The organism is Flavobacterium denitrificans DSM 15936, from assembly GCF_000425445.1.
Taxonomy (GTDB): Bacteria; Bacteroidota; Bacteroidia; order Flavobacteriales; family Flavobacteriaceae; genus Flavobacterium; species Flavobacterium denitrificans.
Window position 1 is genome coordinate 63102 of sequence record NZ_KE384378.1, and the last position, 16307, is coordinate 79408.

General features: G+C 34.8%; 10 protein-coding genes. 9 read left to right on the forward strand and 1 reads right to left on the reverse strand.

Annotated elements, in window-relative coordinates; translation table 11 throughout:
- Positions 1 to 122: 122 nt before the first annotated feature.
- Positions 123 to 1289 (forward strand): DUF4861 family protein, encoded by a 1167-nt coding sequence (locus H600_RS0116985; protein WP_026729909.1) that lies wholly within the window; start codon positions 123 to 125, stop codon positions 1287 to 1289.
- Between the two features lie 87 nt (positions 1290 to 1376).
- On the opposite strand, the gene H600_RS0116990 is transcribed toward H600_RS0116985, so the two are convergent.
- On the reverse strand, positions 1377 to 2498 hold the full coding sequence (locus H600_RS0116990) for a LacI family DNA-binding transcriptional regulator (protein ID WP_084157397.1): 1122 nt from the start codon (positions 2496 to 2498) through the stop codon (positions 1377 to 1379).
- A gap of 370 nt (positions 2499 to 2868) precedes the next feature.
- Between H600_RS0116990 and H600_RS0117000 the strand changes: the two genes are divergently transcribed.
- The 8 genes from H600_RS0117000 (at position 2869) to H600_RS0117040 (ending at position 16256) form a co-directional block, all read left to right on the forward strand.
- Positions 2869 to 3318: a NanQ anomerase/TabA/YiaL family protein gene (locus H600_RS0117000; protein WP_026729911.1), complete on the forward strand. Its 450-nt coding sequence runs from the start codon at positions 2869 to 2871 to the stop codon at positions 3316 to 3318.
- Between the two features lie 2 nt (positions 3319 to 3320).
- The gene (locus H600_RS0117005; RefSeq protein ID WP_026729912.1) at positions 3321 to 3989 is read left to right on the forward strand and encodes a bifunctional 4-hydroxy-2-oxoglutarate aldolase/2-dehydro-3-deoxy-phosphogluconate aldolase; all 669 of its coding nucleotides are present in this window, start codon (positions 3321 to 3323) and stop codon (positions 3987 to 3989) included.
- Positions 3990 to 3993: 4 nt separating this feature from the next.
- Positions 3994 to 4806, forward strand: coding sequence for an SDR family oxidoreductase (locus tag H600_RS0117010; RefSeq protein WP_026729913.1), 813 nt, complete (start codon positions 3994 to 3996; stop codon positions 4804 to 4806).
- A gap of 112 nt (positions 4807 to 4918) precedes the next feature.
- Entirely contained in the window at positions 4919 to 6103 is a 1185-nt protein-coding gene (uxuA, locus tag H600_RS0117020; RefSeq protein WP_026729914.1) for a mannonate dehydratase, read from the forward strand.
- Positions 6104 to 6320: 217 nt separating this feature from the next.
- Complete coding sequence (locus tag H600_RS0117025) at positions 6321 to 7949, forward strand: hypothetical protein (protein WP_026729915.1); 1629 nt, start codon at positions 6321 to 6323, stop codon at positions 7947 to 7949.
- Positions 7950 to 8065: 116 nt separating this feature from the next.
- Positions 8066 to 12157 (forward strand): two-component regulator propeller domain-containing protein, encoded by a 4092-nt coding sequence (locus tag H600_RS0117030; RefSeq protein ID WP_026729916.1) that lies wholly within the window; start codon positions 8066 to 8068, stop codon positions 12155 to 12157.
- A 394-nt stretch (positions 12158 to 12551) separates the two neighbouring features.
- Complete coding sequence (locus H600_RS0117035; RefSeq protein WP_026729917.1) at positions 12552 to 13730, forward strand: glycoside hydrolase family 88 protein; 1179 nt, start codon at positions 12552 to 12554, stop codon at positions 13728 to 13730.
- Positions 13731 to 13835: 105 nt separating this feature from the next.
- Positions 13836 to 16256, forward strand: a complete 2421-nt coding sequence (locus H600_RS0117040; RefSeq protein WP_035108729.1) for a glycoside hydrolase family 2 protein — start codon at positions 13836 to 13838, stop codon at positions 16254 to 16256.
- Positions 16257 to 16307: the final 51 nt, after the last annotated feature.

A 16307-nucleotide genomic window follows, 5' to 3' on the forward strand; every position in this document is an offset into this window, starting at 1 on the left:
GCAAACCCTACCAGATATTCAATACTTCTGTACAAAATTACCCTACTTCTGTATTGGTATGTGGCATTTGATTTGTAATTTTATAATCCTATCGAACCTATTAAAAATAAAAAATACAAATTGTGAAAAAACAACTTTTTCTAATAACCCTTTTGACTGGCACACTTGTGCTACATTCTCAAAACAAAACAATCACAGTAAGCAATCTTCTTAAAATTGACCGCGAATTTGAAACAGTAGAACTGACCAAAAAATCTCTCGGATTGGATGCCACTGCTAAACTGGAAAATTACGCCATAAAAGACAAAAGCAATTCCTTTCTAGAAACTCAAACGGTAGATAACGATGGCGATGGAACGGCAGATGTATTATTATTTCAGCCAAAAATCAAAGCTTCTTCAAAACAAGATTTTGAAGTTTTTGTGGGAACAAATCCTTCGGCTTCAAAAGTAATTAGCTGTTATTCTCGTTTTGTGCCAGAACGAACAGACGATTATGCATGGGAAAACAACAAAGTCGCTTTTAGGACTTACGGACCTGTAGCGCAAAAAATGGTGGAAGATAAAATTCCCGGGGGTACTTTGACCAGCGGTATGGATGCTTGGCTAAAAAGAGTCGATTATCCAATTATCAACAAATGGTACGAAAAAATGACTTCTGGAGCTGGAACTTATCATAAAGATACTGGCGAAGGCTTAGATAATTTTCATGTAGGCGATAGCCGTGGTATTGGTGGAATTGCTGTAAATGTAGATGGGAAATATTATTTCTCTAAGAATTTCATCAGCTGGAAAACCATTACGACTGGACCAATCCGAACAAGTTTTATTTTGACTTATGCGGATTGGGATGCAAAAGGAAATAAAATAACCGAATCAAAATTAATCAGCCTCGATTATGGAAGTTATCTTTCTCGTTTTGAAACTACTATTACAGGAGCAAAAACAATTTCAGTTGGATTGACGCTTCATGAGAAAAAAGGAACTATTGGAACTAACTTAAAAAGCGGTTGGTTGAGTTATTGGGAACCAATCGATGATTCTGAAATCGGATTAGGATTAGTCGCTCCAAAAAACACTTTGGCAAGTTTTGACAATCACGTTACAGATGAAAAAGATTTGAGCAATCTGTACGGAAATATTTCCCTTAAAAACAACAAAGCAGTTTATTACACCGGTTTTGGATGGAAAAAAGGAAGTCCGTTTCAAAATAAACAAGAATGGGAAACGTATTTGACTTCTTTTGCTGAAAAAATCAATAATCCGCTTGTTGTTAAGGTGAAAAAATAAGTTTTTTGTTTCACGCAGATTTGGCAGATTGAGCAGATTCTATCCTAATCTTCATCTGCATACATTCAATTAAATCTGCGTGAAACATCACTTTCCAGCCGGAAAATAATTCTCTTTTAATATAATTTCTAGAGGAATATAATGCGTGTTTTCAACTGCTTCTTTAAGTACTAATTTTTTGTACAAATAATTAATCCCTAAATATCCTTGTTCTTCCGGTCTTTGATTAATCAAGAAATCAATTACGTCCTTATTCAAATATTCGACATTTTCTTTCAGTAAATCGAAGCCAATAATTCGCACGCCTTTGATATTGTTTTCTTCTAAAAAACGAGCGACAATATAAGCTCTGGAATTTGGCACAAAAACACTGTGAATATCTTTAAACATATCAAGATTTAGCTGGTTGGTTCCAGAATCTTTCACGGTAATTTCCGAAAACGTAAAATTGGTAAGATCATTATTATCTTTAAAATAAGAATAAAAACCATCTATTCGCTGCAGATAAACAGATGTACTTTCAATTTCTCTTGCAATTTTAAAAATCAAAACTTTTCTTTCATTTTTCACTGCAAAACTAATCAGTCTTCCGGCAAGATAACCACTCTGAAAAGCATTTTGACCAACATAAGCATGCTTATTTTCTTCAGAAATATTTGAATCAATCATCACAACAGGAATATTTTTCTTTTCATATTCCTTTAAAAACCGAACAGAATCTTCATAAAAAATGGGAGCAAAAAGCAATCCGTCGCAATCAAATTCCAACACTTTATTGATTTGCTTTTGAAAAGATTCTGTATTGAAATCGTAGAAAAAATAATCCAATACAATTCCGAATTTCACAAATTCTGCAGCTGCTTTTTCTACTCCAGAAATCTGGCTTTTCCAATATTCTAAATTTTCATACTTAGGAAGAAAAACGGCAATATGAAATTTCTTATTTAATGCTAAATTGCTCGCTAAAATATTTCGTTTATAACCATATTCTTCGATAATAGCATTTACCTTATCAACATTCTCCTGAGCCACTTGCCCACGATTGTGAATAATCCTATCAACCGTTCCTGGCGAGACATTAGCAAGTTCTGCAATTTTTTTAATCGTTATGATATCGTTTGTTTTTAAGTTAAAAAATTCTATTAGCCCTGTAAAATTATTATTTTTTTTATCAAATATAAGTTGTTTTGCATCACTTTTTATATACATTTGCAAAAACCGTGTGCGTACACGCAAAAATACACAAACCAAGAAAACAACAATATTTTTTTGTATTATTTTTTTTTGATTTCATGCATCATAAAAGGGTTTCAAATAAAACTTTATTTAAAAACATATTTATTTGATTATAAAGCGTTTTAAATAAGTTTATTAAAGCAATACTATAAATAATAAAAAAACACAAGATTCATTATTTCAGATTATTAAATCTGCATTAAAATCAACAAATAACAATAAAATTATATTTAATATTTAAAATATTAAAAACCAGTATTTTACAATAATTTATTTAAACAAAAAAACGAACAAAACTCGATTCAAAAAAGTAGACAAAAACAGAACATAAAAACCAAATAAAATGATAATAGATTCATTACACAATGCAAAAAAATATTACAGCTTGCATGCGAATTTCAAAAAAGCTTTTGAATTTGTAAATCAGAATGACATTAGCCAACTTGAAGAAGGCGTTATCGAAATTACTGATGGATTAAAAGTAATTGTAATTGCAGGACAAGGTACAACCAAAGAGGAAAGCATAAAAGGTTTTGAATGCCATGACAAAAATATCGACATACAAATTGTTGTAAAAGGTCCAGAAACTTATGCATGGAAACCAAGAGAAAAATGTATAAGTCCAAATGGAGATTATAACGATGAAAAAGATGTACGTTTTTTTCATGATAAACCAGATATGTTTTTTCAACTACAGGAAAAACAGTTTACCATTTTATTTCCAGAAGATGTTCACGCCGCTATGATTGGTGATGGTCAATTGAAAAAACTTGTTTTCAAAGTAAAAATATAGTCATGAAATCTATTCAAAATGCAATAGAAATTATTGCAAACCAAGGTGTGCTACCTTTGTATTTCAATACTGATGAAATGATCAGTATTGAAGTGCTTCGTGCTTTATACAAAGCTGGAATCAGAGCAGTCGAATATACAAACCGTGGTTCAGAAGCTTTATCGAATTTCAAAAAAATGGTTGAAGTACGAAATGCCGAAATGCCCGCAATGCTTTTAGGAATTGGAACCATTAAAAACGAATTGCTAGCAAAAGATTTTCATCTTGCTGGCGCTGACTTTTTCATCAGTCCTGGCTTTGTTCCAGAAGTTGCGTCTTTTTTAAAAAGCAACAACTTATTATACGCGCCTGGATGCATGACGCCAACAGAAATTATTGCGGCCGAAAATGCGGGCGTTTCATTCATAAAACTCTTTCCGGGAAATATTCTTGGGCCAGATTTCATGAGCAGCATCAAAGAGGTATTTCCTAATTTGACTTTTATGGTTACTGGTGGTGTTGATACAACTCATGCAAGTATTCAAAGCTGGTTTACAGCCGGCGTTGCTGCAGTTGGATTGGGAAGCAAATTAATTACTAAAAAACGTATGATCGAAGAAGATTATGCAACAATAGAAAAGGAAACAAGAACTGTTTTAGATATTATTCAGACTACTAGAAAACAATTATAACTACATGGATTCAATATTTAATTTAAAAGGAAAAATTGCGCTTATAACTGGGGGTGCCGGCGTACTTGGAAGTAACTTTGCTAATGTTTTGGCTAAACAAGGCGCTATTGTCGGAATCGTTTCTCAATCGCTTCAAAAAGCAGAAAATACAGTAAAAACAATCGAAGAACACGGCGGTCAAGCTTTTGCTTTTCAAGCTAATGTTTTAAACAAAGAAGAGGTAGAAAAAGTAAGAGATCATATCGTTGAAAAATACGGCCGTCTGGATATATTGATCAATGCAGCTGGCGGAAATATGCCCGGCGCAACTATCCAGCCAGATCAAGCGGTTTATGACATGAAAACGGAAGATTTACAACAAGTAATTGATTTGAATATCATTGGAACAATACTTCCATCTCAAGTTTTTTCAGCCCTTTTTGCGAAACAAAAACAAGGGAATATCATCAACATTTCATCAGCATCGGCACAAAGACCTTTGACAAGAGTTGTGGGTTATTCAGCTTCAAAAGCGGCAATTGACAATTTCACACAATGGATGGCGGTTGAACTTGCCTCAAAATATGGGGAAGGCATTCGTGTAAATGCTATTTCTCCTGGTTTCTTCATTGGCGAGCAAAACCGTGCCTTGTTGCTTACTCCAGACGGAAACCTTACGCCAAGAGGCGAAAAAATAATTAGTCAAACGCCAATGGGACGGTTTGGAACTCCAGAAGACATTGACGGCGCGCTTTTATATTTATGCAGCGACATGTCAAAATTCGTTACTGGAACTGTATTAAAAGTAGATGGCGGTTTTGCTGCAACTAGCATCTAATATTTCTCTGCTCCTGCAAGGTTTTCAAAACCTTGTAGGTATTTTAATTTATAAAAGTTACTAATTAAACCTACAAGGTTTTGAAAACCTTGCAGGGAAAAAACAATAAAAGATGGAACAAACATTAAGATGGTTCGGGCCAAATGATCCAGTTTCTTTACAAGATATTGCACAAACAGGAGCAACCGGAATTGTGACTGCTTTACATCATATTCCAAATGGCGAAGTTTGGAGTATCGAGGAAATCATTAAACGAAAAGTTGAAATTGAACACGAAGACGGTGATCCTAAAAAAGGGCCTTCGGGCTTAACGTGGTCTGTTGTAGAAAGTATTCCGGTTCATGAAGACATCAAAAAACAAACTGGAAGATATCTAGAATATATTGAAAATTATAAGGAAAGTATTCGCAATCTGGCTCTATGTGGCATCAAATGCGTTTGCTACAATTTCATGCCGGTTTTAGATTGGTCGCGAACTGATTTATCCTATACTGTTGAAGACGGCTCTAAAGCTTTGCGTTTTGACATTAATGCTTTTGCCGCTTTTGAATTGTTTATTTTGAAAAGACCCAGTGCAGAAAAAGAATATTCTGAAGCGCAGATTCAAAAAGCAAAAAGCTATTTTGAAGCCATGACTGCAGAAGACAAAATCAAATTGCAACAAAACATTTTGGCTGGACTTCCGGGTGCGGAAGAGGCATATACGGTTGAAGATTTCTTGGTTACATTAAGTGCTTACAATCATATTGACAGACAAGCTTTAAAAAATAATCTTTTTCATTTTTTAAAAGAAATCATTCCGGTTGCGGAAAGTAAAGGCGTTTTGATGGCCATTCATCCGGACGACCCTCCTTACCCGATTTTAGGTTTGCCAAGAGTTGTGAGCACCGAAGAAGATTTGATCGAATTAATGAATGCCGCTCCTTCAAAATCAAACGGATTTACAATGTGTACAGGTTCATACGGCGTTCGTGCTGATAATGATTTGCCGGAAATGGTAAGACGTCATGGTGATAAAATGAATTTTATTCACCTAAGAAGCACGCAACGCGATGAAGAAGGAAGTTTTTACGAAGCCAATCATTTAGAAGGCGACGTTGATATGTACGAAGTTGTAAAAGCGATTCTCGAAGTTGAAAAAAGAAATAACAGCAAATTGCCAATGCGTCCAGATCACGGACACCAAATGTTGGACGATTTGAAGAAAAAAACAAATCCAGGATATTCTGCAATTGGCCGTTTGAGAGGTCTTGCAGAGTTGCGTGGACTTGAATTAGGGATTAAGAGATCTTTATAATAAGTTTGCCACGAAGGCGCTAAAACACCAAGTTTTTTATTTTTTGTTTCACGCAGATTTTAGCAGATTTAATATATATCTGCGGAAATCAGCTAAAATCTGCAGAATCTGCGTGAAAAAGTTTTTCTAGATCCTTAATGAAAAAACTTTGTGTCTTAGCGCCTTATCGGCAAAACCACAAAAAAAAAACTAACTAACAAAAAACCACAAAAAAACCATGATTCGTTCAGCCATTTTTACCTTTTGCAGTCTGGTTGTAAATATTACAATGGCTCAGGAATTACCTCAAATCATTACCTCAAAAACAAATTATCTGCCTGATTTTAGTTATGCGGGTTATCATTTCGGCGAACGCCAAATTCCTGAAGCAAGCGGAAAAATTATCAACGCAGCAGACTTTGGAGTTAAAGCAAATGATAATTTAGACGATTCAAAAGCGCTTTTAAAAGCTTTCAAAGCAGCAAATGATGTTGACGGAAATGTGATTCTGCAATTACCGGCTGGAAGAATTATCCTAAGCGAAATTCTCTATATCGAAAGAAGCAATTTTGTGCTTCGCGGTGCGGGTTCTAATGAAAATGGTACTGAGATTTATTGTCCAAGACCAATGATGTACCTTAAAGATTCTGGTGCTTTGGCAGAATTGCGTGAATATCTTACAACTCTGGACAAAAGACAACGCGAACCTGAAAACAATATTGACTTGCCTTTTTCTCAATATGCTTGGTCTGGTGGATTTATTTGGACGCAAGTTCCGGGCGAACGTGTAAAATCTTATTTGGACAAATACGAACCTGAATCGGATCCTTTGGCGAAAGTTAGTTCTGGAAAAATGGGCGAACATATTATTTCAGTTTCGGATATAAAAGATTTGAAAGTTGGCGATGTTGTCGAATTGCAATTGTTTAATAAAGATGGAGAAAATGGCGAAATTGTAAAAGACTTGTACCAAGGAGCAAACGTAAAACCGGGTTCTCATCATTGGAAATACCCAAAACTTCCAATTGTGAGGCAACAAGTTGAAATCACAAAAATATCGGGTTCAAAAATCACTTTAAAAACGCCTTTAACCATTTCGATTAAACCAAGTTATCAAGCGCAATTGGTAGAATGGAAACATTTAAATGAAGTTGGAATTGAACATCTTAGCTTTACTTTTCCTGATATTCCAAGAGTTGCGCATCATGTTGAACCGGGAAATAACGGAATTTTCTTGACGCGTCTTTTTAACAGCTGGGTCAAAGATGTAAAAATTACCAATGCTGACAGCGGTATTTTGGCAGAAGAAGTGGCCAATACCACAATTCAAGACATCACGACTGACGGAACACATTTAGCGCATTATACAGTTACTTTGGGAGGTGTACATAATATACTGGTAAAAAATCTTAAAATTTATAATGCAGCTGTTCATACTTTGAGTTTCAACACTTTTGCAACTAAAAACGTTTACCAAAACTGCGAAATATTTACTGATCCCGTTTTAGATCAGCATTCTGGAGCAAATCATCAAAATTTATTTGACAACATCATAGTTCACTTAAAAACCAATAAAAACAATAGCTACGCCATATTTGGCGGTGGCGGTGCCGAATATTGGAAGCCATCGCATGCGCCTTTCAGTACATTTTGGAATTTAAATGTTCAGGTCGAAAATCCAGATGCATCAAAACCAGTTTTATTGTACGGAATGAAAGATGGTGCTTTTGCAAGAATTATTGGTGTTCACGGAAATACAAAATTTGAAATCAAATACGACGTCGATCCCTATATTGAATTTTTAAACACCTCAATAGAAAAAGCACCTTCGTTATATGATTATCAATTAAATAAACGCTTAAAATAGGTACAAAGGCACAGAGCTACAAAGTGACAAAGGTTTCTTTACTTGAACTTGGAACCTCTGAGCCTTTGCCACTTTGCCACTTGAACCTTTCTAACTCTAACCTAAAAATAAATGCTATGAAATACACGAGCGTCTTTCTAGTTTTAGTTTTTATTTCAGGAAATTTATTTTCCCAAAATAAATACCGTCTTAAAAATTTCTCAACCACTGATGGGCTTTCGCAGAGTTCGGTTATTGCCATTCATCAGGATAAATTTGGGCAAATGTGGTTTGGAACGCGCGACGGTCTTAATAAATATGACGGAAGCCGATTCACGATTTTCCGAAATGATGTTTCTGACAAATATTCAATCAGCAATAATGATATTTTAGCCATTGAAGAAGACAGTTCAGGAAAAATCTGGGTAGGAACTTACAACGGTCTCAATTGTTATGATCCGGTTTCAAACCGTTTTACAAGATATCTTCATACAAAAGCCAATCATACAATCAGCAATAATGCTGTTTGGACCATAAAAGAAATTGATGGCGAAATGTGGTTTGGAACTTCAAAAGGCTTAACAATTTACAACAAAAAAACGGGTGCTTTTACTTCAGTTTTTCATTCTGATAATGATGCTTCTACCCTGCCCAGCAATAATATTTTAAGTATTCTAAAAACCAAAAAAGGCGAAATCTGGATCGGAACGACAAAAGGTTTATGCCAATTGACAAACCGAAAAAACGGAAAATTAGCTTTTAAAAATTATCCTTTAAATCCTGTCGATTTATTGACTGTGCAATCGGTTATAGAATCTCAAGATGGCAATTTATGGGTTGGAACTAAAAATAAAGGACTTTTGAAGTTTGATCAAAAGCAAAAGTCTTATATTCCTTTTTTATCAGAAGAAAAATTCCGTGAAATAAATACGGACATTCGATCTTTAGTAATTGATAATCAAGGTTCTTTATGGATTGGCGCCTATGACGGAATTTACATTTTAGGAAAAGATAAAAGTCTGCAGGAAATCAATAACAGCAACAATAGCACCGGGATCGACAAAGTAAAATCAGTTTTTATGGATCGAAAAGGTTCGATTTGGATTGGCTGTTATTACAAAGGAGTAAATCTTTGGGACATTTCAAATGTGAATTTCTCCAATTACAATCAGACTTCCAAAAAAATCCCGATGGGTTTTGATGTTGTGAGTTCGATAATTGCTGATAAAAACCAGAATATTTATTTTGGAACCGAAGGCGGAGGTATAACCATCTACAATAAAAATAGTGAAGCTGTAAGCTACATCAATAGCAAAACGGGACAATCTAATAAAAATGACATCAAAGCCATGTGTCTATCTGATGATCATATTTTATGGATTGGAACTTTTTCAAAAGGTTTATCGGCTTATAATACGATTTCAAAAAGAATTGAAGACAATCGAATTTCTTCGGATTTAATGGCTTCATTAAAAGAAACTGGTGTCTATTCACTCAAAACCGAAGGTTCAATTTTATGGATTGGAACTTTTGGGAAAGGCTTAATTCGATACAATACATCAGACAAGACTTTTGAAACTATTGGAAATGACAATACAAAGCCTGTTTTTCTGACCAATAATATTGTTCGCACCATTTTGGTTGACAAACAAAATTCGCTTTGGGTTGGAACACAAAATGGGCTCAATCGCATACCGCTTCAAAATTTCAATCCGCAAAAATACGCGATTCAGCATTTCTTTTACAATCATTCAGCTTTAGCAGGCGATGACATTTTGACTTTGTTTCAGGACAGCCAAAAGAAAATTTGGGTGGGAACAAAAGCAAAAGGATTGCATTATTTTGACGGAAAAAAATTCAACCACGTTAATCTTAAAGTTGGAAATACGGTCATTACTTCTATTCATTCTATTTTAGAAGATGCTGATAAAAACTTATGGATCAGTACGAATCAAGGAATTATAAAATACAACCAATTAAAAAAATCGGTCATGATTTATGACCAAAAAGATGGTCTGGCAAGTAATGAGTTTAATGATAATTCGGCTTTAAAATTAGGTTCACATCAATTTTACTTCGGAAGCCCATCTGGCGCAACATTCTTTGATGCATCGAAAATTTCGCTAAATCAGCATGCACCGCAAGTTTTAATTACCGATTTAAAAATTAAAAACGAAATAATCAATGCACATGACAAAGACGGGATTTTAGAACAAAGCATCGGATTTACCAACAGCATTATTTTGGATTATGACAAAGCCAATTTCTCGATCAGTTTTGCAATTCCAAATTACATTCGATCAAAAAACAATCAATACAGTTACCGTTTGGTAGGTTTAGAGAACAACTGGACCACCACAAAAAACAGTGAGGCAAATTTTGCTATTCAAAATCCGGGAACGTATACTTTTGAAGTCCGAGGGGCTAATAACGACGGTGTTTGGAATCAAAATCCTACTACGCTTACCGTTGTTGTAAATCCGGCTCCATGGCGAAGTATTTGGGCATTTTTGTTATACGGAATTGTAATTGGTTTAGGGTTATATGGATTGATATGGATCATGAAATCGAAAGCTCGACTAAAACAAAAACTCGAATTGGAATACTTGGAAACACAACGAATTGAAGAAAACAACAAACTAAAATTAGATTTCTTTACTAATATTTCGCATGAATTCAGAACGCCTTTGACTTTGATTTTGGGGCCTTTACAACAAATTCTAGCTGATTATAATGGCACTAACGAGATGTACAAAAAGCTTTTGGTCATTGAAGGCAGTGCCAATCATCTTTTGAGTTTGATTAACCGTTTAATGGATTTTAGAAAACTAGAGAATCATCAAGTTGCCCTGGAGTCGGCAAACGGAAATATTGTCAAATTCACTAAAGAAATCTTTTTGTCATTTATAGAATACGCCAAAGATGGTGGTTACGATTATACATTTGAAGCTGAAAACGAAGAAATTCCATTGTATTTTGACCGCTACAAACTCGAGCGAGTTTTCTATAATTTGATTTCAAATGCCTTTCGATACACTCCAAAAGGTGGCTCCATAAATGTCAAAATCAATCAGGATCAACAGCATCTATTTATCGCAGTAGAAGATTCAGGAGTTGGAATTTCTGAGGAACATATCGCCAAGATTTTTGATTTGTTTTTTGAAATTCCGATGCACAATCAAGTTCAGAAAAACTATAATAAAGGAACCGGAATTGGACTTTCGATTGTGAAAAATATTGTCGAACTGCACAAAGGAAAAATTGATGTTACAAACAAACCAACTGGCGGGGTAATCTTTAAAGTGAGCTTGCCACTTGGACGCGAACATCTTTTAGACAGCGAAATTATTTCTGATTTCAAGATTAGTGATGATATTGAACAATACAATGCACAACTAGAATCTTCAGAAATCGCAGACAATGAAGATATCGAAGATTTAATTGTAAACGCAGAAAAACAGACAATCTTGATTGTTGAAGACCATAAGGTTTTGAGAAAGTTTATGAAAAATCTGCTCAAAAAAGATTACAATATTATTGAAGCTGAAAACGGTAAAATTGCTTTAGAAAAAGCATTAAAATTTGTTCCAAACTTGATTATCAGCGATGTAATTATGCCTGAAATGGTAGGAACTGAATTGTGTTCAAAAATCAAAGAAAACATTAAAACCAGTCATATTCCGGTTATTTTGCTGACTTCCAGATCTTCATTAGTTTATAAATTTGAAGGATTAGAAAGTGGTGCCGATGATTACATCAGTAAACCATTTAATTTAATGGAATTCAGGCTTCGTGTAAAAAATCTTTTGAATACGACTGAACGTTTGAAAATCAAATTTTCGAGTGAAGACAGTTTTATTCCTTCAGAAATCACAGTTTCTTCTTTGGATGAAGAATTATTGAAAAAAGCTTTTAAAATTGTAGAAGAAAATATTTCGAACGAACAATTTGACATTCCGTTTTTCTGTACCGAATTAGGAGTAAGCCGAACCATGCTATTTTTAAAAATAAAAGCATGGACCAATTGCACGCCAAATGAATTTATTCATGAAATCAGGTTAAAACGCGCAGCACAATTATTAGAACAAGACAAGTTAACAATATCTGAAATCAGTTATAAAGTGGGCTTCAACAACCCAAAATATTTCAGTAAATGTTTCCAGAAAAAGTATGGCGAAACGCCATCACAATATGCCGACAAATTTTACAAATCTTCGGCCATAATTTAACAATCCTAGTGTTTTAAAGGGTTAAAAAAGGGTATCTGTATTTTTAGATACCCTTTTTTGTATTTCTATATCGTTTTCGGCATATACATTTGCGATATGAAAATCAAAAAAACAAATTTCTATTACTGCAAATCATATTTGTTGCAATCATAATCGGAATGAGTCTTTTGCTTTTCTACTTTATCTAACCTAAACCTTAAACCAAAAAATGAAAATTCACCAACCGAAAAACCAAATCCTCGAAATGATGTGTTTTTGATAAGTGTATTTTTGACACATAGACACATAGGAGCTTATATAGTTTAATTATATTTAAATAAAAAAAAAGAAATGATTCCAAACCCAAATTTAAAACCAAGTTATTGTGGTTTTTTTAAAAAGATTAATTAGTAGTATGAATAAAGTTAGTTTCATTTCTTTGATTCTAGGGTTTGCATCCCTGACAACAGGATGCAAATCCGGAATTAATCCTCAAAAAATAACTGTCTCTCCAGCGACCGAAAAATTACTGGAAACACGCTACAAAATGTTGCTTGATTATCCTGTCGATTCTTTATCGATGCCTCGAAGCATGAACGTCAAAACAAATGAGATTCGCAAAGTGCCATCGAGAGATTGGACAAGCGGTTTTTTTGCCGGAAATCTGTGGCAATTATACCGACTTACAGGTGATTCAAAATACAAAGAACAAGCTCAAAAATGGACACCTTTCAGCAAAAAAGAAAGCGTCAATCGTAATTCCCACGATGTAGGTTTCAAAGTATATTGCAGTTTTGGAGAAGCCTTAAAAGTAGAAAACAAAAAAGAATACGAAGCCGTGATCATTAAAGGTGCCGAAACTTTATGCACAAGATTTGATCCAAAAGTAGGCTCAATTCGTTCTTGGGATTTCAACAAGGAAATTTGGGACTTTCCTGTAATCATCGACAATATGATGAATTTAGAATTGCTTTTTGAAGCTTCAAAACTATCAGGAAATCCAAAATATCGCGACATCGCTATCAAGCACGCTAATACCACTCTGAAAAACCAATTTAGAGAAGACAATAGCTGTTTTCATGTTGTTGATTACGATCCAAAAACGGGCAATGTTAGAAAAAAAACAACGCTTCAAGGATATAATGATGATTCTGTTTGGGCGCGCGGACAAGGCTGGGCTGTTTACGGCTTTACAATGTCGTACCGTTATACAAAAGATCCTGCTTATCTAAAACAAGCCGAGGGAACCGCAAAGTTTTTTATGACCCATAAAAACTTGCCTGAGGACGGAATTCCGTATTGGGATTTTAAAGACCCTAGTATCCCAAATTCGGCCAGAGATGTATCAGCCGCAATGGTTATGGCATCAGGATTATATGAATTGTACAGTTACACCAAAAATGAAAGTTATTTGGCTTTTGCCGATAAAATAATGACTTCTGTACAATCTGAAAAATACATTTTGAATGCCAATATCAAAGCGCCTTTTGTGCTCGATCACAGTACAGGAAACTGGCCCAAACACGATGAAATTGACGAACCAATAATTTATGCCGATTATTATTTTCTGGAAGCTTTGCTTAGAAAAAAGTAACGGAAAAAAGTAACAAAGGTACAGAGGTACAAAGTGACAAAGGTTTTCAGCCTTTGAACCTTTGTCACTCTGTCACTTTGAACCTAAAAAAAAGTTTTACAATCTATGAACTATCAACCAAAATACTACAATACATTTTTACACTTGACGCTTTTTGTTTTTTTTCAGATTTGTCTGAGCAGCAGTTTTGCTCAGACAAAAATGAATATCAATGACAATTGGCTTTATTTAGAAAACCACACTTCAAACCTCAGCGAAGCCCAAAAAAATCAAAATTGGGTTTCACTAAACTTGCCTCATACATGGAATGCCGAAGATGCAACCGACTTAAATCCGGGATACAGACGCGATGCCAGCTGGTATCAAAAAAAATTAACAATTCCTCAGATTGATGAAAATCAGCGTTATTCTTTATATTTTGAAGGTTCAAATGTCACCACAAAAGTATATGTCAACGGCAAAGAAGCCGGATCGCATATTGGCGGTTATATTGGCTTTTCAATAGATATTACCAATTTGATCAAAGAAGGAAATAATGACATTTTTGTTCGTGTTGACAATAGCTATGATATCGAAATCATTCCGTCTCAAAAAAGTGATTTCTTTATTTATGGAGGCATTACGCGCGATGTTTGGTTGGTTTCCAAATACAAAAATCATATTGAAAATTTAAAAATCACAACCCCAGAAGTATCAGCTAAAAAAGCTTCGGTACAAATTATTACTTCCATTGTAAATCCAGACAATTCAAAGGATTTATCATTAACCGTAACTTTAAAAACTCCGAAAGGAAAAAAAGTGGCCAGTAAAACAATTTCAGTTTCAGGCAAAACTTCGACAATCACTTTTGAAAACATTAAAAATCCAGAACTTTGGGATACAGATAATCCAAATTTGTATAAACTGACGGCTTCATTATCTGAAAAAAATCAGATAAAAGACAGCGTTGCAGAGAAAGTAGGATTCAGATGGTTTGAATTCAAAGATCACGGCCCTTTTTATTTGAATGGAAAGCGTCTTCTTATTCGTGGCACACACCGCCATGAAGAACAAGCTGGTGTAGGCGCTGCGATGACAAACGCGCAACATTGGGCAGATATGAAATCTATAAAAGAAATGGGCGCAAATTTTGTTCGTTTGGCACATTATCCGCAAGATCCTGAAGTTTACAAAGCTTGCGATGAATTAGGATTATTAGTTTGGGACGAATTGCCTTGGTGTCGTGGCGGGATTGGAAATGAGGTTTGGAAAACAAATGCCAAAAACATGTTGGCCGAAATTATCAATCAAAATCACAACCATCCTAGTATTATAATTTGGTCTTTAGGAAACGAAATGAACTGGCTTCCTGATTTCCCTGATGGCGATAATCCAGAAAAAACAAATGGTTTTTTAACCGAATTGAATGATCTTGCACACAAACTCGATCCGACGAGAAAAACTGCCATCCGAAAATATTATGAAGGTTCTCATATTGTAGATGTTTTCTCTCCTTCTATCTGGTCTGGTTGGTATTCTGGCAGTTATAAAAGCTATCAAAAAGCAATTGACGTTTATAAAAAAGAATACAAGCACTTTATCCACGCTGAATATGGAGGTGACAGCCACGTAGGCCGTCACAGTGAAAATCCAATCACTGGTGAAAACATCATAAAAGCCGAAGGTTGGGAAGAAGCAATAGTACAAACCAAAGTTGCAAATATTGCTCAAATTGGTGATTGGAGCGAAAATTACATCGTTGACTTATTTGACTGGCATTTGCATATATCCGAGAATGACCCAACTTTTGTGGGAAATATTCAATGGGCATTCAAGGATTTTGCTACGCCATTACGTCCGGAAGATGATATTCCGTACATGAATCAAAAAGGTTTGACTGACCGAAATGGAATGCCAAAAGATGCTTATTATGTTTTTAAAAGCTATTGGGCAAAAGAACCATTTGTATACATAGAATCCCATACTTGGACAGACCGTCAAGGGCCTGAAAACATGCCAAGAACAATCAGCGTTTTTAGTAATTGTGAGAAAGTGACTTTGTATCAAGATGGAAAATCATTAGGCGAAAAACAACGCAATCTAACTCTTTATCCTGCAAATGGTTTGACTTGGGATATCAATTTCAAAAAAGGAGAAAATATTTTAGTTGCCGTTGGAAAGACTAAAGAAGGAAAAACAGTTTCTGATACCTTAAAAGTGAATTACCGTTTCAAAAAGAATGAAGCAGCAACATCGCTGCAATTATCATCAGAAAAACTAAAAAATGGTAATTATTTGGTAACAGCAATCGCGATTGACAACAATAATTTACGATGCTTAGATTATGAAGAAAGTGTTTATTTCCAATGCCTGAAAGGCGGAATAACATTGAAAAATCAAGGAACACCAACAGGAAGTGAATCTATTAAAATGGCAAATGGAAAAGCATCTATCGAAGTGATTCCTGACGGATCTAATAATCCTATTGAAATGACAGCATTAAACCAGAGTTTTAAAGGAGAATATTTAAAGATTCCAACACAGTAAGTCATTAGTCGCAAAGGCACTAAGACACAAAGTTTTTTTCGCCTTAGTGCC